This window comes from Planctomonas deserti (genome assembly GCF_003067705.1).
Taxonomy (GTDB): Bacteria; Actinomycetota; Actinomycetes; order Actinomycetales; family Microbacteriaceae; genus Planctomonas; species Planctomonas deserti.
Genome location: NZ_QANL01000003.1, coordinates 198168 through 219972 on the forward strand (window position 1 = coordinate 198168; position 21805 = coordinate 219972).

Sequence of the window (21805 nt, forward strand, 5' to 3'; positions counted from 1 at the left end):
ATCCACCCTACGGTCGGCGGGCGGCGCGCCCCCGTAACACGGCGGGGAGCCGTTTCGGCACGACCTATAGTGGCCGGATGAGCACCAAGCACGCCGACGCATCACCTCCCCAGGAGCGCTACACCCACGGTCACCACGAGAGCGTGCTGCGCGTGCACGCCTGGCGCACGGTGGACAATTCCGCCGCCTACCTCGTGCCGCACCTGCGGCCGGGCCTGTCCCTCCTCGACGTCGGCAGCGGCCCCGGCACCATCACGATCGAGTTCGCCGAGCGTCTCGCGCCCGGACGGGTGGTCGGCATCGACGCGTCGGACGACGTCGTCGCGCAGGCCCGCGACCGCGCCGCGGAGGCCGGCTCTCCCGCTGAGTTCCGGGTGGCCGACGCGTACGCGCTGGACTTCCCGGACGACACCTTCGACATCGTGCACGCCCACCAGGTGCTCCAGCACGTGGCCGATCCCGTCGCCGTGCTGAAGGAGATGCGACGGGTGGTGAAGCCCGGCGGCGTCGTCGCCGCGCGCGACGTCGACTACGTCAACGTGTCCACCCACCCCCGGCTGCCCGGGCTCGAGGCGTGGGCAGCGCTGTACCAGCGGGTGCACCGCGGCAACGGCGGCGAGCCCAACGCCGGCCCGCGGCTGCGCTCCTGGGCGCACGCCGCCGGCTTCACCGACGTCACGTCGTCCGCGTCCATCTGGTGCTTCGCCTCGCAGGAGGAGCGGGACTGGTGGGGCGGCGCCTGGGCGGATCGTGCGACCAAGTCGTCGTTCGCCGACCAGGCGCTGGAGGCGGGCCTGGCGACCCGCGAGGACCTGGAGTTCATCCGCGACGGCTGGCTGCGGTGGGCCGCGGACGACGACGGCTGGCTCGGCATGCCGCACGGCGAGATCCTCGCCCGGAAGTAGGGGCGAACCCCGGCGAAGTAGGGGCGAACCCCGGCGTCAGAGAGTAGGGCCGAGGATCGGGGTCAGTCCTCGTCGTCGAACGGGTCGTCGACCGCGTCCGCCGGCAGGGTGATCGTCGCGGCGTCCTCCCGGTCGTCGTAACGGATGACGGTGCCGTCGTCGAGCTCGACCACGGGCTTCCGTTCGAGCCAGGTGAGCGTCCACTTCCAGGCGGTCGTGTCCGTGCCCAGCTTGACGAGGTCGTCTTCCACCGTCTTCACGGCGAGGAGCACGACCTCGGGGAGGGTTGCGGGGGCGTTCTCGCCGACGCTCCAGCGGGTTCCGAGCTGCATGTCAGGGCCTCGTTCTTCTCGGTCTGCCGGTGCGCCTTCCCGCCGACGTCGTCGGGGTAAGGCGCACCGCGCGGGTCACTGCTCGCTGGGGGCGAGCACGATCTCGGTCACGGCCAGCTCGTCGCCCTCGGCGAAGGTCAGGTCGGCTACGCGGCCCACGGCCTTGATGTCGCCGGCGGCCTGCTCGAGCAGGCTCAGCTGCTCGGCGGGGCCGGTGATCACCGCGGACGCGACCGGGGTCTTCTGCGATGCCTTGGCATCCGTCTTGGCGCGACGGATGCCGATGAGGGCGCGGCCGGCGAGCGCGAGCAGCTCCGCCGATCCCTCGGTGCCCGCCTCGTCGGCGGTAGGCCAGCCCGCGGTGTGCACCGACTCCTCGTGCGACCAGGACCACGCCTCCTCGGTGGCGAACGGCACGAACGGGGCGAAGAGCCTCAGCAGCACGTCGAGAGCGGTGCGCAGGGCGGACACGGCGGACGCCTGGTCCGCCGTGTCGCCGGACTGGCCGTACGCGCGCTCCTTGACGAGCTCCAGGTAGTCGTCGCAGAACGTCCAGAAGAAGCTCTCGGTCACCTCGAGGGCACGGGCGTGGTCGTAGTCGTCCAGCGCCTGCGTCGCGGTGCCGATCACCCCGGCGAGGGCGGCGAGCATGCTGCGGTCCAGCGGATTCGTGATGGCCGCGTCGGTGCCGCCGGCGCCGGTGCTGTGCTCGCCGGCGCTGAAGCTCAGGATGAACTTCGAGGCGTTGAGGATCTTGATCGCCAGGCGGCGCCCGATCTTGATCTGGGTCGGGTTCTGCGGGTCGAACGCCGCGTCCGTGCCGAGGCGGGAGGAGGCGGCCCAGTAGCGCACCGCGTCCGAGCCGTGCGTGTCGAGCATGGCGGCGGGCGTCACAACGTTGCCCTTCGACTTCGACATCTTCTTGCGGTCGGGGTCGACGATGAAGCCGGAGATCGCCGCCGTCTTCCAGGGCTGCTCGCCGTGCTCGAGCTCGGCGCGGAGCACGGTCGAGAACAGCCAGGTGCGGATGATGTCCTGCGCCTGCGGGCGGAGGTCGAACGGGAAGACGAGGTCGTAGAGCTCCGGGTCGCGCTCCCAGCCGCCGGCCAGCTGCGGGGTGAGCGACGACGTGGCCCAGGTGTCCATGACGTCGAGCTCGCCGACGAAGCCGCCGGCGACGCCGCGCTGGTCCTCGGTGTACCCGGGGGCGGCGTCGGACGACGGGTCGACGGGCAGCGCATCCTCGGTGGGCACGAGAGGGGAGTCGAAGACTGGGTTGCCCTCGTCGTCCAGGGGATACCAGACGGGGATGGGCACGCCGAAGAAGCGCTGGCGGGAGATCAGCCAGTCGCCGGAGAGGCCGTTCACCCAGTTCTCGTAGCGCACGCGCATGAAGTCGGGCACGAACGTGATGTCTGTGCCCCGCTGCAGCAGGCGGGCCCGCAGCTCGTCCTCACGGGCGCCGTTACGGATGTACCACTGACGGGTCGACACGATCTCGAGGGGCTTGTCGCCCTTCTCGTAGAACTTCACGGGGTGCGTGATCTTGCGCGGCTCGCCGAGCAGCTCACCGCTCTCGCGGAGCAGGTCGACGACGGCCGCCTTGGCCGAGAAGACGGTCTTGCCCGCGATCTGCTCGTAGGCCGCGCGGCCGCTCTCGGAGGTGATCGCCTCGGGCGCCTCGCGCAGGATGCGGCCGTCGAACCCGAGGATGGCGCGGGTCGGCAGCTGCAGCTCGCGCCACCAGGTCACGTCGGTGACGTCGCCGAAGGTGCAGATCATCGCGATGCCGGAGCCCTTATCCGGCTGCGCGAGGTGATGCGCGACCACGGGCACCTCGACGCCGAACAGCGGCGTCGTCACGGTCGTGCCCACGAGCGCCCTGTACCGCTCGTCATCCGGGTGCGCCACGAGGGCGACGCAGGCCGGGAGCAGCTCCGGGCGGGTGGTCTCGATGACCACGTCGGAGCCGTCGGGCGCGTGGAACGCGATGCGGTGGTAGGTGCCGGGCTGCTCGCGGTCCTCGAGCTCGGCCTGGGCGACGGCGGTGCGGAACGTCACGTCCCACAGGGTGGGCGCGTCCGCCTGGTAGGCCTCGCCGCGGGCGAGATTGCGCAGGAACGCACGCTGCGAGGCCACCTGGGACTCGTCGCCGATCGTGCGGTAGCTCTGACTCCAGTCCACGCTGAGACCGAGGTCGCGCCAGAGCTTCTCGAACGCCTTCTCGTCCTCGACCGTCAGGCGCTCGCACAGCTCGATGAAGTTGCGGCGCGAGACGGGCAGCTGGTCCGCCGCCTTGGAGCTCTTGTTGTCGCCGCCCTCGAAGGGCGGGGTGAAGTCGGGGTCGTACGGGAGCGACGGGTCGCAGCGCACGCCGTAGTAGTTCTGGACCCGGCGCTCTGTGGGCAGGCCGTTGTCGTCCCAGCCCATCGGGTAGAAGACCGTCTTGCCCCGCATGCGCTGGTAGCGGGCCACGACATCCGTGTGCGTGTAGGAGAAGACGTGGCCGATGTGCAGCGAGCCGGAGGCGGTGGGCGGCGGCGTGTCGATGGAGTAGATGGAGTCGCGGGTCGCGCCCTGGCGATCGAACCGGTACGTGGCGCGCGTCTGCCACTCGGGGCCCCACTTGGCCTCGAGGCCCTCGAGTGCTGGTTTCTCCGGAATTCGTGACGTCAAGGGGGTCGCTCCAGTTCGATGTATACGGCAGCGTGTCAGTGGAGAACTGCCTGAGTGTCGGATGCCTCTAAGTTAGCGGATGCGGCACGAGGCGGTTCGCGCGCATCGTCCTGACAACGCGGTCGGACGACGAAGAAGGGGGCCACGCTCATGAACAACGGATTTCCCACCAGCATGGCCGTGCTGGTGAACGGTCTGCCCGGCTCCGGGAAGACGAGCCTTGCCATGGCGCTGGCGGCGGAACTGGGCTGGCCCTGCCTGTCCCGCGACGCCATCAAGGAGCGCCTCGCGGCCCAGAACCCGCACGACGCGAGCAACATCGTCGGGGCCGTGGCGATGCGCGAGCTCTGGCGGCAGGCGGCCGGGCTGCCCGCATTCGTCGCCGAGTCCTGGTGGTTCCGCCCGCGCGATCTGGAGTTCGCGATGAGCGGGCTCGAGGTCGCCGGCGTGGAGACGGTCATCGAGGTGTGGTGCGAGGTGCCGCCGACGCTCGCCCGCAGCCGCTTCGAGAGCCGCGAGCGGGGTCCGGTGCACTCGATCATCGGCGACGTGGACGCGAAGTGGTCCGAGTGGTCGGCGGGGGCCGAGCCGCTCGGCATCAGCCCGGTCGTGCGGGTCGACACGACTCAGCCGGTCGACATCGACGAGCTCCGGCGCCGCGTGCAGGACCTCACCACCGAGCGCGTCGTCGCCTAGGAACCGACCGTGCCTCACGCGCTCAGCGTGGGTGCGGCCGCGAGCAGCGCCCGGGTGAACGGGTGCCTCGGTGCCGCGAGCACGTCCGCCGTCGGACCGGTCTCGACGATGCGGCCCTCCGACATCACCGCGACCTGGTCGCTCACGTGGCCGATTACCCCGAGGTCGTGGGAGATGAACAGGTAGGCGAGGCCGAGGCGCTCCTGCAGGTCGTCGAGCAGGTCGAGCACCTGCGCCTGCACGGACACGTCGAGCGCGGACACGGGCTCGTCGCAGATGAGCACGCGCGGCCGCGGCGCGAGGGCCCGCGCGATCGCCACCCGCTGCCGCTGGCCGCCCGAGAGGTGCAGCGGACGGCGCGCCAGCACCGACGGGGGAAGGCCGACCGACGCGAGGAGGGACACGAGTTCGTCCGAGACGCGGGCGGGGCGCGCGTGCCGGCCGCCGCTGAGGGCGTCCGCGAGGATGCGGCCGACGCTCAGCCGCGGATCGAATGAGGCGAGCGGATCCTGGTAGACGGCGCCCACGAGGCTGCGCCGGGTCCGCCGCTCCCGCTCGGGGAGCGGGCTCCAGGGTCGGCCGTCGAGCTCGACCGTGCCGGTGTCGGGCTCGAGCAGCCCCAGCGCGAGGCGCGCGAGCGTCGTCTTGCCGGACCCGGACTCGCCCACGAGTCCCAGCGTCTCTCCGGCGCGGAGCTCGAAGGACGCGTCCTGCACCGCGAGGCGGCGCGACCCGTCGGGCCCGCGGAAGGCGCGCGTGAGGCCGTGCCCGGTGAGGAGCGGGGCGGACGCCGCGGCCTCCGCCGGGCGCGCCCTGGCGGAGACCGCGACGGAGGCGCCGGGAGTGTCGAGTGCACCGGAGGCGCCGCGCGCGTCGGTCGCGTCCGACGGCCGGGCATCCGCCGACAGGCGCTCGCCGCGGGGCTTCCCGGCAGGCACGGCACGCACGAGCCGGCGGGTGTACTCCTCCCGCGGGCGCTCGAGCACGTCCGCGACGGAACCGGTCTCGACGATGCGCCCCTCCGCCATGACGGCCACCCGGTCGGCAATGCCCCGCACGACCGCGAGGTCGTGGCTGATGAGGAGGATCGCCGTCCCCGCGGCGCGGAGCTCGCCGAGCAGGTCGAGGATCCGCGCCTGCACCGTGGTGTCGAGCGCCGTCGTCGGTTCGTCGGCGATGAGGAGGGGCGGGTCGAGGGCGATGGCCGACGCGATGAGCGCCCGCTGGCGCAGCCCGCCGGACAGCTCGCCGCTGCGCTGCCGCGCCCGCAGTTCCGGCTCCGGCATGCCGACGGAGCGCAGCAGGTCGAGCACCCAGTCGCCCCGCTGCCGCGGGGGCAGCGGCGTGTGCAGTCGAAGCGCGTCCGCGATCTCGCGGCCGACCGGGCGCAGCGGATCCAGCGAGGCGAGGGCGTCCTGCAGGATGAGCCCGACCTCGCGCCCGCGGATGCCCCGCCAGGCGCGGTCGGACAGGCCGAGCAGGGACCGCCCGCGCAGCTCGAGGGCGTCGGCCGTGACGGTCGCCCGCTCGCCCGCGAGCCCGAGAACCGTGCGCGCCGTCACGCTCTTGCCCGAGCCGGACTCGCCGACGAGGGCCAGGCACTCGCCGGGCGCGATGGACAGGGACACCCCGTCGACGACGGGCGTGCCCGAGCCGAACGCGACCCGGAGGCCCGAGATGCGCAGGACGGGCTCGGTCCCGCCCGCTGCCGCCGCCCCGCTCATCCCTGCTCCCGCACGCGTTGCTGCAGCCGCCGGCCGAGGACCGTCGTCGCGGTGGCGGTGAGCACGATGAACAGCCCCGGGAAGAACGTGAGCCACCACGCCGTCGAGATGTAGGTGCGGCCGGCGGCCAGCATCGCGCCCCATTCCGCGGCCGGCGGCACCGCCCCGAGGCCGAGGTAGCTGAGCGACGCGGCCCAGACGATGGCCTGGCCGACGCCGAGGGTGCCGAGCACGAACAGCGGCGCGAGGGTGTTTGGCAGGATGTGCCGCACGAGCACGCGCCAGCGACCGCGGCCGAGCACGGTCGCGGCCTCGACGTAGGCCGATCGGCGCACGGTGAGCAGCTGTCCCCGGATGATGCGGGCGTAGCCCGGCGCCGTTGACACGCCGACCGCGATGGTGGCGGTCACGATGCCGGGACCGAAGATCACGATGAAGAAGAGCGCGAGCAGCAGGCCGGGGAACGCGAAGAGCACCTCGAGCAGCCGGTTCACGCCGAAGTCGACGACCCGGCCGAGCATGCCCGCCGCCGTGCCGAGCACGACCCCGCCGGCGAGCCCGATGAGCGTCGCCGCGATGCCGAGCAGCAGCGACGGCCCCGTCCCGTGCACGACCCGGCTGAAGATGTCACGCCCGGACTCGTCGGTGCCGAAGGGGTGGGCCGCGGACGGCGGCCGGAAGGCCTCGAGCGGACTGATCGCGAGCGGATCGACCGGGGCGACCACCTGCGGCACGAGCGCGGACGCGATGAGGAACAGCAGCACGAGCGCCGCCGCAGACTCTCCGGCGCCGGGCAGCCGGCGCGCGGCGCGGCCACCCCCGGGACCACCGCGGGCACGCCGACGCTCGACGCCGGACCGGGCGAGGCGGGCGGATACCTCGAGATCGCTCACGCGGCCCGCGTCCTCGGGTCGAGCAGCCGCTGGGCGGCGTCCGTGAGCAGGGTGACGACGATGTAGGCGGCGGCGACCACGAGCACGACGCCGAGAACGAGCGGGATGTCGCGCAGCGTCACCGCGTTCAGCAGCGTGCGGCCGAGCCCCGGTCGGGCGAAGATCGTCTCCACCACGACCGCGCCGCTCACCAGGAAGCCGAACGCCCAGCCGGACAGGCTGACGGCGGGCAGGGCCGCGTGCCGGAGCACGTGCACCTGGCGGACGCCGGCCTCGCTCTCGCCGCGCGCCCGGGCCGACACGGTGAACGGCGCCTCGAGCGCGTCCAGAAGCGACTCCCGCATCACCTGGCCGAGGAAGCCGGCCAGGGGGATCGCCAGGGTCACCACGGGGAGCACGAGCCCGGCGACGCCGGGCGTGCTGATCGGCGGGAACCAGCCGAGACCCGTGCTGAACACGAGGATGAGCACGATCGCGATCCAGAAGTGCGGCAGGGCGGCGGCGATCACCTCGAGGCCGGAGCCGACGGCCGCCGAGACGCGGCCGCCCCGCGTCGACCACGTGGCGAGGGCGAGGGCGAGCAGCCAGGCCACCGCGAGGGCCAGCACGGCGAGCAGCAGCGTGCCCGGCAGCTGTGCGCCGAGCAGCGCCGCCACGTCCTCCCGGAGCGAGTAGGAGGTGCCGAGGTCGCCGACGGCCAGCCGGCCGAGCTGGCGGACGTACTGCACGGCGATCGGCTGGTCGAGCCCGTACTCGGCGCGGACGGCGGCGAGCGCCTCGTCCGAGGCCTGCGACCCGGGACCGCCGAGGATCGCCTCGGCCGGGTCCCCGGGGATCAGCCGGATCGCGAAGAACGTGAGGGTCGCGACCGCCCAGAGCACGAATGCGGCACCGGCGACCCGGGACGCCCACCACCGCGCGGCGGCACCGATCCGTCCCGCGTCGCCCGGCCCGCGCCCGCGGCCGCCCGCGGGAGCCGGGCCGGGAGCGGCGGCGGCGGCGCTTCCCCGATCGGGGGCGCCGACCCCGCTCACCGGTCGAGCCAGGTGTCGTACAGCGTCGGCGCGGACACGGTGGGCAGCGCCCGAAGCCCCTGCACGTCGTCCCGCAGCAGATAGGTGTTCTGCTGGTCGTAGAGCGGCAGGATGTAGAACCCCTCGAGCACCATGCGCTGGGCGTCCTCGTAGAGGGCCGCCCGCTCGTCGGGATCGGACACCTGGGATGCGCGGATCAGGAGGTCGTCGAGCGCGGGGTCGCGCACCTGGGCGTGGTTCGCGAAGTAGCCGCTCGGTGCGGGCGTGGTGCCCGAGCTCTCGTAGAGGATCCGCAGCACGTCCGGTCCCACCTTCGTGTACGGGGCGCTCACCAGGTTGTAGTCGTTCTCGCCGAGTGCGCCGTACCAGCTGCTGAGGTCGAGCGGGTCGAGCACGACCTCGAATCCGGCGTCCTTGGCGCCCGCCTGGAGCTGCTCGAACAGGGACTGCTCCGCCGGGATGGACTGGTTGGTGCTCACGGGAAGGCGGAGGGTCAGGCGCTCGCCGTCCTTCACCCGGTAGCCGTCGGAGTCGCGCTCCGTCCAGCCCGCCGCGTCGAGCAGCTCGTTCGCGGCCTCCGGGTCGTACTCGAAGAGGTCGGGCTGGGAGTAGGCGAGCGGCTCGACGCTGGACAGCGGGGAGTACGACCGCTCGGCCGTTCCGAGGAAGAGCCCCTGCACGGCGTCGTCGACGTTCACAGCGCGGATGAACGCCTCGCGCACCCGCACGTCGTCGAACGGCGGCTTGCCGGAGTTGAGCTCCAGCCGGTTCGAGGAGCCGGGCCGGGGGGCATCCAGCTCCTGCAGCCCGTCGGCGTTCTGCGCCTGCACGATGGTGTCAGGCTGCGCGTTGTCGATCACGTCGACCTCGCCCGCCTGCAGGGCGGCGTACCGCGACGCGGAGTCCGGCAGGAAGCGCCACTCGATGCGCTCGAGATACGCCGGGCCCTCATGGCTGGCGTCGCCGGGCGGCGAGCTGTAGTCGTCGTTGCGCACCAGGGTGATGGAGCTCTGCCGATCCCACGCCTCGACGGCGAAGGGTCCGGTGCCGATGGGCGCGGCGCAGTTCGCGTCCATGCCCCGGGCGATGCCTTCGGGGGACTGGATGGCCAGCCAGGGCTGCGAGAGCGACTCGAGCAGCGCGCTGTCCGGTGCGCTCAGGGTGAGGCGCAGCGTCCGCGCGTCCACCGCCTCCGCGTTCGCGACCTTGCCGAGCGCGAGGTACCCGGTGGAGGAGAGCGTCGCCGGATCCTGCACGTGCGCGATGTTCGCCCGCACGGCCTCCGCGTCCAGGGGAGTGCCGTCCGTGAAGGTCACGCCGTCGCGGATGGTGAACGTCCAGGTGAGGCCGTCGTCGCTCTGCTCCCAGTCGCTCGCCAGCCAGGGCAGGATCTTCCCGTCCTCGTCGAGCGACACGAGGGACTCGAGGTACTGGGTGCTCACGAGGGCCTGCGGGTAGTTGCCGCCCACGTGCGGGTCGAGGCAGGTCGGCTCCGCGTCACCGGAGGCGTAGGTGAGGGTGCCGCCCTCGACCGGCTCCGCACTGCCGCCGGAGGGCGCGGGCGAGGAGCAGCCCGAGAGGAGCAGCAGGGCGGCGGCTGCGGCCGCCCCGGTGAGGGCTGAGGAGCGTCTGGGGCGGGTCATGCGTCTTCTTCCGTCGGGGCTGTTCGCCCGATGCGAACCGGGCTTCCGTCTACAGGACACAATTGATGTACGCGGTACATTTATTCCGTCGAGGTCCATCGTACGGAACGGAGCGTGCATGCCGGACACCCGAGCGCCCCGCCGCGGGCGACCCACGGCATCCTCTCGGGCCGACCTCGAGGATGCCGCGGCCGAGCTGTTCCTCGAGCGCACCTACGCCGCGACCTCCGTTGCGGACATCACCCAGCGCGCCGGGGTCTCCCGCACAACCTTCTTCAACTACTTCACGGCGAAGAGCGACGTGCTCTGGTCGACGTTCGACACCCACATCGGCCGGCTGACGGAGTGCCTCGCGGACGCTGCGGAGGGAACACCCGCCATGGCGGCCGTGCGCGCGGCGTTCCTTCGGGTGGTGGCGCCGATCGGGCCGGAGTCGGTGCCGTGGGCGCTCACCCAGCAGGAGCTCATGGGCACCCGGGAGGTGCTCGAGTCCTCCGGCCTCCGGCGCTTCATGGAGCAGGCGGCCGTGCTGCGCCGCTTCCTCGCGGGGCGCACGGGCCTTCCGGCATCCGACGCGCGGGTGCAGTCGGCCGCGTTCGCGGCCCTCGGCGCGGTTGCTGCGGCGGCCGGGGCCTGGGCAGGCGACGGCGTCGGGCGCCGTCCCCTGCGCGACTACGTCGACGAGGCCCTGTCCCCGGTGTGCGCCGGCTTCGACGCCGCATTCGACCGGTCGGACGAGCGGCAGGCCGACTGAGCGGTCGCCCGGCTGAGCGATCGGGGGACCGGCGAACGGCGGACGACCGGTCGGGGGCGAGGGAACCTCGGACTAGGGAAGGGGCTCGACGATGGCGGCCTCGGCAGGGACGCCGGACTCGACGGGTGCAGGCTCTCCCCGCCCGCGCCGCCACTCCCGGTAGCGCCGGAACGCCATCGGCACCCCGCGGGCGACGGACAGGTCGGCGCTGTCCATGACCTGGACGTGCAGGTGGGGCTGGGTGGAGTTGCCCGAGTTCCCGCACTCGGCGAGCTTCTGCCCCCCGCGCACGGTCTCGCCCGCCCGCACCAGCAGGGACCCGGCGCGCAGGTGCACGAGGGCGACGAACGGGCCTCCGCCGGGCAACCGCAGGACGACGTGGTTGCCGGCGATGGCGGACGCGCCCTCGCGCAGCCGGTTCCGCTGCCCGAGCGCGTAGGGCACGAGCGCGAGCTGCGAACGCCGCGCCTCGTGGTCCGGCTCCCCGTCGTGCGCCACGACGACGACCCCGTCCGCCGGCGCGAGGATCGGCCGGCCGAAGCCGACGAAGCGATCGGCGGGCTCGGTCGCGAGCGCCGTCCGCCAGTCCCGACGGGCGGCGGTGCGCCCGCGGGCGTCCACGCCGACGAAGTCGATCGCGTACCGCTCGCCCAGCAGGTCGGTGCCGTGGCTCGGTACCCGGCGGGCCGGGCTGTTCTGCACGAGCCACCGACCCGTGAACGGCAGGGACAGCAGGACCTCGCCGGACGGCAGGATCTCGGTCATCGCCGCAGCCTAGGGGGCGACCCGCGCACGGGCCACCCCCGCCGCGACGGGTTCGCTACACTGGGGGGACAGGTGTCGATCCGGCCATCACCGGGGAGCCTTCGGAAGAACAGCAGCTTCGCGTTCCGGCGTGGTGGTGCTCAGTAGAACCGAACGGGGCTGGCCCGTCACAGCCAATGAACAAGCGGCCCGGCGCGCTGAACGAAGAGCGCCGCGGCAAGCGGGGTGGTACCGCGGTGCCCGCCGGAGAACCGGCGGACGGCGTCCTCGTGCAGATTCTGTCCTGCCAGGAGAGCCATGACGTACCCCCGCCCGCCCTACGAATCGAGCCCCTCGGATCCGTCCGATGCCGCGCGCGCAGACGCCGCTCGGCAGCGGGCCGTGAGCCCGAGCCCGAGCTTCCCGGAGATCGAGGAGGGCATCCTCGCGTTCTGGAAGGGCGACGACACCTTCCAGGCGTCGATCGACCAGCGCGAGGGCTGCACGGAGTGGGTGTTCTACGACGGCCCGCCGTTCGCCAACGGCCTGCCGCACTACGGCCACCTCCTCACCGGCTACGCCAAGGACCTGTTCCCGCGCTTCCAGACGATGCGGGGCAAGCAGGTGCACCGCCGGTTCGGCTGGGACACCCACGGGCTGCCCGCCGAGCTGGAGGCCGAGCGGCAGCTCGGCATCAGCGACAAGAGCGAGATCGAGAAGATGGGAATCGCCGCGTTCAACGGCGCCGCCCGAGACGCCGTGCTGCGCTACACCGGCGAGTGGCAGGACTACGTCACGCGCATGGCCCGGTGGGTCGACTTCGAGAACGACTACAAGACCCTCGACATCACCTTCATGGAGTCGGTCATCTGGGCGTTCAAGCAGCTCCACGACAAGGGCCTCGCCTACGAGGGCTACCGCGTGCTGCCCTACTGCTGGCGTGACCAGACCCCGCTGTCGAACCACGAGCTGCGGATGGACGACGACGTCTACAAGACGCGCCAGGACCAGACCGTGACGGTGACGTTCCCGCTCGTCGGCATGCGCGCCGAGGCCCTCGGGCTCACGGGCGTGCGCGCCCTCGCCTGGACGACGACCCCGTGGACCCTGCCGACCAACATGGCGCTCGCCGTGGGGCCGGACATCGAGTACTCCGTCGTGCGCAGCGGCCCGAACGCGACCCACGACTCCGAGGCGCCGGACGGCCTCGCGGAGCACCACCCCGCGCACGCCGACACCGAGGTGCGGGGCGCCGAGTACCTCATCGCATCCGACCTCCTCGCCGGCTACGCGAAGGACCTCGGCTACGACTCCGCCGAGGAGGCGCGCGCCGGGGTGGCCTTCACCATCCGCGGCGCCGAGCTGAACGGCGTGCAGTACGACCGGCTCTGGGACTACTACGCGGACACCGAGAAGTACGGCACGCAGCACGCCTGGCAGATCCTGGTGGCCGACTACGTCACGACCACCGAGGGCACCGGCATCGTGCACCAGGCACCGGCCTACGGCGAGGACGACCAGGTCGTCTGTGCCGCGGCCGGCATCCCCGTTCTCCTCTCCGTCGACGAGGGCGGGCGCTTCCTGCCGCTCATCGAGGAGGTGGCCGGCCTGCAGGTGTTCGAGGCGAACCGCACGCTGACCCAGATGATCAAGGCGCAGGGCCGGCTCCTGCGCCAGGCGAGCTACGAGCACCCCTACCCGCACTGCTGGCGCTGCCGCAATCCGCTCATCTACAAGGCGGTCTCCAGCTGGTTCGTGCGCGTGACCGACTTCCGCGACGACATGGTGCGCCTGAACCAGGACGTCACCTGGGTGCCGGACAACGTGAAGGACGGGCAGTTCGGCAAGTGGATCGGCAACGCCCGCGACTGGTCGATCTCCCGCAACCGGTACTGGGGATCGCCCATCCCGGTGTGGAAGAGCGATGACCCCGCGTACCCGCGCATCGACGTCTACGGCTCGCTCGACGAGCTCGAGGCCGACTTCGGCGTGCGCCCCACCGACCTGCACCGCCCCTACATCGACGAGCTGACCCGGCCGAACCCGGACGACCCGACGGGGCGGTCGACCATGCGTCGCATCACCGACGTGCTCGACGTGTGGTTCGACTCCGGCTCGATGCCGTTCGCGCAGGTGCACTACCCCTTCGAGAACTCGGAGTGGTTCGACACCCACAACCCCGCGGACTTCATCGTCGAGTACATCGGCCAGACCCGCGGCTGGTTCTACACGCTGCACGTGCTGTCCACGGCGCTGTTCGGTCGCCCCGCCTTCAGCAACGTCGTGAGCCACGGCATCGTCCTCGGCTCCGACGGCCAGAAGATGTCGAAGTCGCTGCGCAACTACCCCGACGTCAACGAGGTGTTCACCCGCGACGGGTCCGACGCCATGCGCTGGTTCCTGATGGCGAGCTCCGTGCTGCGCGGCGGCAACCTCGTCGTAACCGAGGAGGGCATCCGCCAGGGCGTGCGGGAGATGCTGCTGCCGCTCTGGAGCACCTGGTACTTCTTCTCCCTCTACGCCAACACCGCGGGGCCCGACGGCACCGGCTACGAGGCCGCCTGGCGCACCGACTCCACGGACGTGCTCGACCGGTACATCCTCGCGAAGACCGGCCAGCTCGTCGAGGACGTCACCGTCGACCTCGAGGCGCTCGACAGCTCGCTGGCCTCGGCGAAGCTGCGCGACTTCGGCGACGTGCTCACGAACTGGTACGTGCGGCGCTCCCGCGACCGCTTCTGGGCGGGCGTCGGCGCGGACGGCGCGGACACCGGGGCCTTCGACACGCTGTACACCGTGCTGGAGACCCTCACCCGCGTCGCCGCCCCGCTGCTGCCGCTCGTGGCGGAGCGCATCTGGAAGGACCTCACCGGCGGCCGAAGCGTGCACCTGACGGACTGGCCGGACGCGTCCGCGTTCCCGCGCGAGGACGACCTCGTCGCCGCGATGGACTCCGTGCGGGCGATCAGCTCGACGGCGCTCTCGCTGCGCAAGCAGTCGGGCCTGCGCGTGCGCCTGCCGCTGTCGACGCTCACGGTCGTGACCACCGACACCACCGGGCTCGTCCCGTTCGAGGCGATCCTGCGCGAGGAGCTCAACGTGAAGTCGGTCCGGCTCGTCGAGTTCGAGGAGTCGAGCGCCGAGCGCTTCGGCGTGACCTCGCGGCTCACCGTGAACGCGCGCGCCGCGGGTCCGCGACTCGGCAAGAACGTGCAGACGGTCATCAAGGCCGCCCGCGCGGGGGACTGGACCGAGACCGACGGCACCGTGGTCGCGGGCGGCATCGCCCTCGAGGAGGGCGAGTACGAGCTGAAGCTCGAGGCGTCCGGCTCGGCGTCCGGCTCGGCGCTCGCGCTGCTGCCGAGCGGCGGATTCCTGCTGCTCGACACCGTGGTCACCCCGGAGCTCGAGGCCGAGGGGCTCGCCCGCGACGTCATCCGGGCCGTTCAGGACGCGCGGAAGGCGGCGGGGCTCGAGGTGAGCGACCGCATCTCCCTGTCGCTCGCCGCGAGCGATGCGGCGAGCGAGGAGGCCATCCGCGAGCACGGCGGCCTCATCTCCGCCGAAACCCTGAGCGAGGAGCTCCGGGTTCTGCGCGAGGATGCTGTCAGCGGGGACTCCTGGAAGGCTGTGGGCCAGGGCTCGCAGGTGCGGATCGAGGTGGCGAAGCGATGACGGACAACACGTTCGACGACTCCGAGGACGCGCTGTACGAGCGCGCCGCCGACGAGGTCTACGAGGCGCTGCTCCAGCGCGCGGGCGAGGGCGCGCCCCAGCCGCGGCTGACCGCGACCCGCCGCGCGGTCGAGGTCCTCGGCGATCCGCACCGGGCTTACCCGGTGATCCACATCACGGGCACGAACGGCAAGACGTCGACGAGCCGCATCAGCGAGAGCATCCTGCGCGCCTTCGGGCTGCGCACGGGCCTGCTCACCAGCCCGCACCTGCAGCGGTTCAACGAGCGCATCGTCATCGACGGCGAGCCCATCTCGAACGAGGCGCTCGCCCGGAACTGGGACGAGATCCAGCCGTACATCACCATGGTCGACGACGAGCTCGAGGCCGCGGGGGAGCCGCGCCTCACGTTCTTCGAGGCGCTCACCGTGCTCGCGTTCGCCTGCTTCGCGGACGCGCCGGTGGACGTCGGCGTGATCGAGGTCGGCATGGGCGGCGAGTGGGATTCCACCAACGTCGTCGAGGGCCAGGTGTCGGTGTTCACGCCCATCTCCCTCGACCACACCGCCCGGCTCGGCAACACCGTCGCCGCGATCGCCCGCACCAAGTCCGGCATCGTCAAGCCGTCCACCGACGTCGTGTCCGCGACTCAGCCCGCGGAGGCGCTCGACGAGCTGCGTCGTGCGGCCGAGCTCACCGAGTCGACCTTCTCGGTGCAGGGCGAGACGTTCGCGCTCGAGTCCAACACGGTGGCCGTCGGCGGGCAGGTCCTCACGGTGCGCGGCATCGCCGGGCGCTACGAGGACCTCTTCCTACCGCTGTTCGGCGACCACCAGGCCCAGAACGCCGCGGTCGCCATCGCGGCGGTCGAGACCTTCATCGGCGGCGGCGACCACGCGCTCGCCCAGGACGTCGTGGCCGAGGGCCTCGCGACCGTGACGTCGCCCGGGCGCCTCCAGGTCGTGGGCGTCGAGCCCACCGTGCTCGTGGACGCGGCGCACAATCCGAGCGGGGCCGAGACGCTCGCGGCCTCGATCCCGCTGTACTTCACCTTCGACCGCGTCATCGCCGTGGTCGGTGTGCTCGCGGACAAGGACGCCAAGGGCATCATCGCGGCGCTCGAGCCCGTCGTGGACGAGTTCGTGATCACGCAGGCGCCGTCGGACCGCGGGTCGGACGTCGACGAGCTCGCCGCGACCGCCGTGTCCGTCGTGGGTCCCGACCGTGTCACCGTCGAGCCCAACGTCCGCACCGCGCTCGAGACGGCGCGCGACCTGGCCGGCGAGACCGACAAGGGCGCCGTCGTGGTGGCCGGATCCATCCTCCTCGTGGGCGAGGCCATCGGCATCGCCGCTGACGAGGGGTGGAAGGGCGCATGACCGTCGGAACGCCGGACCCGTCGCCCGAGCCGGGGCGCGCATCCCGCCCGGCGCGCAGGCGCAGGACCCGCTCCACGCAGGAGTCCCTCGGCTCGATCGTGCTCGGCTTCGAGGTGATCGTGGTCTTCCTCGCCGCGCTCGTGGCCTTCGGGCTCCGCGCGCTGCCCGCGGCAACGGCATTGGGCGGCGGCGCCGCGCTCATCGCGGTGATGCTCGTGACCGTCGGCCTGCTCCGCTACCGCTGGGGATTCGCCCTCGGCTGGCTGGTCGAGCTGGCGATCGTGGCCACCGGCTTCGTGCTGCAGGCCATGTTCATCGTGGGCGGGTTCTTCGCCATTCTCTGGGTGTACTGCATGATCCAGGGGGCGCGGATCGATCGCGAGAAGGCGGCGGCGCTGCGCGCGCAGCCGGACGCAGGACCAACGGTCGATGGACCGACGGAAACAATCTAAGGAGAACTCATGACCGCACCCGTGGAGGAAACGCTCGTCCTGGTGAAGCCGGACGGCGTCGCCCGCAACCTGACGGGCGAGATCATCCGGCGCATCGAGGCGAAAGGCTACAAGCTCGTCGACCTGAAGCTGGTGCAGGCCGACCGCGACCTGCTCGCCCAGCACTACGAGGAGCACGTGGGCAAGCCGTTCTACGAGCCGCTCGTCGAGTTCATGGAGTCCGGGCCACTCGTCGCGATCCGCCTCGCTGGCAACCGCGTGATCGAGGGCTTCCGCTCGCTCGCCGGAACGACGGATCCCACCACGGCCGCCCCCGGCACGATCCGCGGCGACCTCGCCCGCGACTGGGGCGCGAAGGTGCAGCAGAACCTGGTGCACGGATCCGATTCGCCGGAGTCCGCGGCCCGCGAGCTCGCCCTCTGGTTCGACTGACCCCACCCGTTCGTGAACGCCCCTGCCCAGGCAGCGGCATCCTGCCCAAGTTCAACCTGGGCGCGGCGCCTCTGCCTGGGCAGGGGCGAGAGGGACGCGCACCCCGGCCGCTCCACCCCTGCCCAGGCAGGAGGATCCTGCCCAGCTTTTAGCTGCGCACGATCCTTCTGCCTGGGCAGGGGCGCGAGTGCAGCAGCGGGGAGCGCGGTCGGGTCAGCCGAAGAGGACGAGCGGCAGGCGCGGGAAGACCGCGAGGATCACCAGCACGATCGCCGCGTAGTTCACCACCACAAGCACCCAGGTGAAGGGGAGGGCGGCTCCCGCCAGGCGACGGATCCGGCGCGGGACCGGCGTGAGACCGCGCGCCGCCGTGTAGACCAGGGAGATCCAGAAGAGCGGGATGGTGACCGCCCAGACGAGCATGCACCAGGGGCAGAGCGTGCCGATCGAGAAGACCGTCTGGGTGAACAGCCAGGTCACGAACAGCCAGGCGAGGGTGAGCCCCAGCACGAAGAGCGCCCAGAACCAGCGCGCGAAGCGAGCGCCCGCGAGCAGCCCGACGCCGACCGCGACGGGGGCGACGAACCCGGCGACGCCGAGGAGGGGATTGGGGAACCCGAACAGCGACCCCTGCCAGCTCTCGATGACGGTGCCGCAGGACACGAAGGGGTTGAAGTCGCAGCCGAGCGACTCGCCCGGGTTGCGGAGCAGTTGGATGCGATCCAGCACGAGCACGAACGAGCTGTATGCGCCCACGAGGCCGGTCAGAATCAGCAGCAGGGCGTAGGCCAGGGGCCGCTTCAAGGCGGCCGGGGAGTGCATGCGAGCGAGTATGCCACAGGCGGAATCCGTCCCGACTGGGAAGGCGTGCGATAATGGCTGCTGGTCGGCACACCGCGAGTGACGGCCCGACGAGAGTCTTTCCGGGCAGGTACCGGACCACTTAGGCATTGCCGGTGTCGACTTCCGGGTCCGGAGCAGTTGTGCCGGACCGCGAGAGCACGACGAAACGAAACAGGCTTGGGATCCCCGCAGCAGGCGGATCCTGAAAAAAGGATTAGTGCTCCTGCACAGCAGGACGCACGCGAGAGAGTAACCGCAACCGATGGCGCGGCCAACGGGAGCGGTCTAGGAGTGCACCAGCAGTGGTGGAGAAAGACGAGAACGTAGGAAGGTTCCGCGCCCGGCTCTTCGGGCGCAAGACCGCACGACGGTCGACGGGGCAGTCCCGGAACGAGGACGGGCAGGCCAGCGCGGCGCCCCGAGTTCCGGGCGCGCAGGGGAGCCCGGCTCCCGCGTCCCCCGACGACCTCCACACGCGCGCCCTCGAGCAGGGCGCCCCAGCCAAGAAGGCGGATGATTCCGTGCAGGACGACACCATGAAGGACGCGTTCACGAACGCGAACCAGGACGACATCACGGCCGACGACGCGACGGTGGCCAACGGCGGAGGCGACCAGCAGGGCACGCAGGGCGAGCCCGGGTCGGCGCCGGTGGCGGAGCAGCAGCAGAAGCTTCCCGTGCGGCCGCTGTCCACCACGACGCTGCTGTTCCAGGCACCGGACATCCAGCCGCTGCCGCCGCTCCGCCGCGGCCGCAACGACTTCGACGACCGTGACGACCGCGACGAGCGCGACGACATCGAGGACCGCGACGACCGGGTCCGCGAGGAGCGCGACAGCCAGGACGAGGACGTGTCGCGCGTGCGCCGCCGGTCGCGCCGTCGCTCGGGCGAGGACCGCTCCGGCACCGACGACCCCGAGAACACGGTCATCAAGGTGCGCACCCCGCGGGAGCGCGAGCCCGAGCTCATCACCGAGCCGCAGCGCATCAAGGGCTCGACCCGCCTCGAGGCCAAGAAGCAGCGCCGACGCGACGGCCGCGACGCCGGCCGGCGCCGCCCGGTCGTCACGGAGGCCGAGTTCCTCGCCCGCCGCGAGTCCGTCGACCGCACCATGGTCGTGCGCTCGAAGGACGACCGCATCCAGATCGGCGTACTCGAGGACGGCGTGCTTGTCGAGCACTACGTCGCCCGCGCCCAGGAGGCGTCCCTCATCGGCAACGTCTACCTGGGGCGCGTGCAGAACGTGCTGCCCAGCATGGAGGCCGCGTTCGTCGACATCGGGCGCGGGCGCAACGCCGTGCTCTACTCCGGCGAGGTCGACTGGGATGCCGCCGAGACCGGCAACCAGCCGCGCCGCATCGAGCTGGCGCTGAAGCCCGGCGACAAGGTGCTCGTACAGGTGACGAAGGACCCGGTGGGCCACAAGGGCGCGCGCCTCACCAGCCAGATCTCGCTGCCCGGCCGCTACCTCGTGTACGTGCCGAACGGATCGATGAACGGAATCAGCCGCAAGCTGCCCGACACGGAGCGTGCCCGGCTGAAGAAGATCCTCAAGGAGGTGCTCCCCGAGAACACGGGCGTGATCGTACGCACCGCGGCCGAGGGCGCCACCGAGGAGCAGCTGACCCTCGACGTGAACCGCCTCACCTCGCAGTGGGCCGAGATCCAGCGCCAGGTCGAGACGCAGTCCGCGCCCTACTCGCTGCACAGCGAGCCCGACCTGCTGATCAAGATCATCCGCGACGTCTTCAACGAGGACTTCACGAAGCTCGTGATCGCCGGCGACGACGCCCAGGCCACGATCGAGAACTACCTCCGCTCGGTGGCGCCCGACCTCATCGACCGTGTCGAGCGCTACGAGGGCTCGGTCGACGCGTTCGACCAGTTCCGCATCAGCGAGCAGATCGAGAAGGCGCTGGACCGCAAGGTGTGGCTGCCCTCCGGCGGTTCCCTCGTGATCGACCGCACCGAGGCCATGACGGTCGTCGATGTGAACACCGGCAAGTTCGTCGGCTCCGGCGGCAACCTCGAGGAGACGGTCACCAAGAACAACCTCGAGGCGGCCGAGGAGATCGTGCGCCAGCTGCGGCTGCGCGACATCGGCGGCATCATCGTCGTCGACTTCATCGACATGGTGCTCGAGACGAACCGGGACCTCGTGCTGCGCCGCCTGCTCGAGTGCCTGAGCCGCGACCGCACCAAGCACCAGGTCGCCGAGGTCACCTCGCTCGGCCTCGTGCAGATGACGCGCAAGAAGCTCGGCCTCGGCCTGCTCGAGTCCTTCAGCGAGAACTGCGAGGTCTGCGCCGGCCGCGGCATCATCGTGCACCACGACCCCGTGACCAAGCACCGCCAGACCCCGCAGCCCGAGATGACCGGGCGTCGTCGCGGGAAGGGCGGCAACACCGGAGCCGGCAACGGAAACGGTGGCGGCGCCAACACCGGCAACGGCAACGGCAACGGTGGCTCGAACGGGAACAACGGCAACGGCGGCCGCGGTGGGGACTCCGCCCCGGCGCCGAAGGCCACCCACGCCATCACCGAGGACGCCCGCAACGCGCTGGCCAAGATCGCCACGAGCACCATCGCCGTGCAGCACGAGAAGCACGCGGAGGACCCCACGGTGCCCGACGTGGCCGTCGAGGAGCCCGCCGTGGTGCCCGCTGCCGCCGCGCCCGCTGCCGCCGCGCCGAGCGCGGACTCGGCCGCCCCTGCGCCCGCCGACCAGGCGGCGGAGGGGGAGCCCCGCGTGCAGCCCGCCCAGGGCGCCCCCACCGCCCAGGCGCCGCAGAGCGGATCGGGTCGCCGCGGCGGACGCAACCGCCGCGCGTCGGCCTCCGGTCGCAGCCCGCAGGGCCTGACCGCCGAGGTCATCACCACGCCCGTGACGACCGCCGAGCCCGTCGCGCCGACGGCCGGGAACTCGGGCGAAGGTGCTCACGGCGAAAGCGCCGGATCGGACACGTCGGACGCGCCCGCCGACGCGCCCGTCGCGATCCTCGACATCCCGCTGGCGCCCGCGCACCACGCTCAGCCCAAGGTCAGCAGGCAGGATGCCGAGCAGCTGCTCGGCTCCGTGCTCGACGCCCTGCCGGAGCCGAAGGAGCCGGGCAAGGGGCGCTCGCGCAGCCGCCGGGTGAGCACGGCGACGCTGTCCGCGCCGATCCTGCCCCCCTCGGGCGAGTAGCGAGAGCCGGCACGACGCCGGTGACAGGACGAACGGGCGGGACCGTCGCGATCAGCGGCGGTCCCGCTGCCGCACCCGGAGCCCGCTCCTGACGAGCCGGGTCACGAGCTCGCGGTTGCTGACGGGCAGCGCGCCCGCCGCCACCAGCTCGTCGTACCGCTCCTGCGGCACGTCGTAGTGATCGATGTCGAAGCTCCGGCGAGGGACGCCGGCACGCGCCGCGAAGTCGTGGAGCTCGTCGAGGGTCGCGTCGCTGACAAGGTGGGACCAGAGCGTGCCGTGAGCCGGCCACATCGGGCGGTCGAGAAGCACGGTCATGGGGAGATCCTAGAATCGTCAGGGCGCGTCCGCGCGAACGCGCGGTGGGCCGCCCGGTGCGCGACACGCGGCGCCGCTGCCAGGCGGAGCGGGTTTGACCGGCTAGCCTCGATCAAG

At 72.0% G+C, this 21805-nt stretch carries 17 protein-coding genes; 8 read left to right on the top strand and 9 right to left on the bottom strand.

All coding sequences use genetic code 11. The features are described 5' to 3' along the window. Positions 1 to 77 precede the first annotated feature (77 nt). Positions 78 to 905 carry a class I SAM-dependent methyltransferase gene (locus DAI20_RS11695; protein ID WP_108251002.1) on the top strand — a complete coding sequence of 276 codons (828 nt, stop codon included), beginning with the start codon at positions 78 to 80 and terminating at the stop codon, positions 903 to 905. A 62-nt stretch (positions 906 to 967) separates the two neighbouring features. Here DAI20_RS11695 and DAI20_RS11700 read toward each other — a convergent pair whose 3' ends face one another. Both DAI20_RS11700 and valS read right to left on the bottom strand, forming a co-directional pair. After that, positions 968 to 1237 carry a hypothetical protein gene (locus DAI20_RS11700; RefSeq protein WP_108251004.1) on the bottom strand — a complete coding sequence of 90 codons (270 nt, stop codon included), beginning with the start codon at positions 1235 to 1237 and terminating at the stop codon, positions 968 to 970. Between the two features lie 75 nt (positions 1238 to 1312). Continuing rightward, on the bottom strand, positions 1313 to 3913 hold the full coding sequence (gene valS, locus DAI20_RS11705; protein ID WP_240606051.1) for a valine--tRNA ligase: 2601 nt from the start codon (positions 3911 to 3913) through the stop codon (positions 1313 to 1315). A 150-nt stretch (positions 3914 to 4063) separates the two neighbouring features. Here valS and DAI20_RS11710 point away from each other — a divergent pair, with 150 nt between their 5' ends. Beyond that, the gene (locus DAI20_RS11710) at positions 4064 to 4609 is read left to right on the top strand and encodes a P-loop nucleotide/nucleoside kinase family protein (protein WP_108251006.1); all 546 of its coding nucleotides are present in this window, start codon (positions 4064 to 4066) and stop codon (positions 4607 to 4609) included. Between the two features lie 14 nt (positions 4610 to 4623). On the opposite strand, the gene DAI20_RS11715 is transcribed toward DAI20_RS11710, so the two are convergent. From DAI20_RS11715 to DAI20_RS11730, 4 genes are all read right to left on the bottom strand, one after another. Next, the gene (locus DAI20_RS11715; protein ID WP_108251008.1) at positions 4624 to 6333 is read right to left on the bottom strand and encodes a dipeptide ABC transporter ATP-binding protein; all 1710 of its coding nucleotides are present in this window, start codon (positions 6331 to 6333) and stop codon (positions 4624 to 4626) included. After that, complete coding sequence (locus DAI20_RS11720) at positions 6330 to 7130, bottom strand: ABC transporter permease (RefSeq protein WP_205781450.1); 801 nt, start codon at positions 7128 to 7130, stop codon at positions 6330 to 6332. Before DAI20_RS11720 ends, DAI20_RS11715 begins: the two co-directional genes overlap by 4 nt. A 92-nt stretch (positions 7131 to 7222) precedes the next feature. After that, positions 7223 to 8158, bottom strand: coding sequence for an ABC transporter permease (locus tag DAI20_RS11725; protein WP_108251699.1), 936 nt, complete (start codon positions 8156 to 8158; stop codon positions 7223 to 7225). Positions 8159 to 8256: 98 nt separating this feature from the next. After that, on the bottom strand, positions 8257 to 9903 hold the full coding sequence (locus DAI20_RS11730) for an ABC transporter substrate-binding protein (RefSeq protein ID WP_108251012.1): 1647 nt from the start codon (positions 9901 to 9903) through the stop codon (positions 8257 to 8259). A gap of 118 nt (positions 9904 to 10021) precedes the next feature. On the opposite strand from DAI20_RS11730, the gene DAI20_RS11735 reads away from it, so the two are divergent. Beyond that, positions 10022 to 10657 carry a TetR/AcrR family transcriptional regulator gene (locus tag DAI20_RS11735; protein WP_108251014.1) on the top strand — a complete coding sequence of 212 codons (636 nt, stop codon included), beginning with the start codon at positions 10022 to 10024 and terminating at the stop codon, positions 10655 to 10657. A 72-nt stretch (positions 10658 to 10729) separates the two neighbouring features. Here DAI20_RS11735 and DAI20_RS11740 read toward each other — a convergent pair whose 3' ends face one another. Beyond that, entirely contained in the window at positions 10730 to 11422 is a 693-nt protein-coding gene (locus DAI20_RS11740) for a M23 family metallopeptidase (RefSeq protein WP_108251016.1), read from the bottom strand. 297 nt (positions 11423 to 11719) lie between these two features. On the opposite strand from DAI20_RS11740, the gene ileS reads away from it, so the two are divergent. The 4 genes from ileS to ndk are packed head-to-tail and all read left to right on the top strand — an operon-like array spanning position 11720 to position 17339. Beyond that, positions 11720 to 15076 (top strand): isoleucine--tRNA ligase, encoded by a 3357-nt coding sequence (gene ileS, locus DAI20_RS11745; protein ID WP_108251018.1) that lies wholly within the window; start codon positions 11720 to 11722, stop codon positions 15074 to 15076. Beyond that, a complete protein-coding gene (locus tag DAI20_RS11750; RefSeq protein WP_108251020.1) occupies positions 15073 to 16455 on the top strand; it encodes a bifunctional folylpolyglutamate synthase/dihydrofolate synthase in 1383 nt (460 codons plus the stop codon). Before ileS ends, DAI20_RS11750 begins: the two co-directional genes overlap by 4 nt. Then, entirely contained in the window at positions 16452 to 16907 is a 456-nt protein-coding gene (locus DAI20_RS11755) for a DUF4233 domain-containing protein (RefSeq protein ID WP_108251022.1), read from the top strand. Before DAI20_RS11750 ends, DAI20_RS11755 begins: the two co-directional genes overlap by 4 nt. A 9-nt stretch (positions 16908 to 16916) precedes the next feature. Continuing rightward, positions 16917 to 17339 carry a nucleoside-diphosphate kinase gene (ndk, locus tag DAI20_RS11760; RefSeq protein WP_108251024.1) on the top strand — a complete coding sequence of 141 codons (423 nt, stop codon included), beginning with the start codon at positions 16917 to 16919 and terminating at the stop codon, positions 17337 to 17339. A 213-nt stretch (positions 17340 to 17552) separates the two neighbouring features. On the opposite strand, the gene DAI20_RS11765 is transcribed toward ndk, so the two are convergent. Continuing rightward, the gene (locus DAI20_RS11765; RefSeq protein ID WP_108251026.1) at positions 17553 to 18161 is read right to left on the bottom strand and encodes a vitamin K epoxide reductase family protein; all 609 of its coding nucleotides are present in this window, start codon (positions 18159 to 18161) and stop codon (positions 17553 to 17555) included. A gap of 557 nt (positions 18162 to 18718) precedes the next feature. Between DAI20_RS11765 and DAI20_RS11770 the strand changes: the two genes are divergently transcribed. Then, positions 18719 to 21370: an Rne/Rng family ribonuclease gene (locus tag DAI20_RS11770; RefSeq protein WP_108251701.1), complete on the top strand. Its 2652-nt coding sequence runs from the start codon at positions 18719 to 18721 to the stop codon at positions 21368 to 21370. Positions 21371 to 21421: 51 nt separating this feature from the next. Here DAI20_RS11770 and DAI20_RS11775 read toward each other — a convergent pair whose 3' ends face one another. After that, positions 21422 to 21688, bottom strand: coding sequence for a DUF4031 domain-containing protein (locus DAI20_RS11775; protein ID WP_108251028.1), 267 nt, complete (start codon positions 21686 to 21688; stop codon positions 21422 to 21424). Positions 21689 to 21805 lie beyond the last annotated feature (117 nt).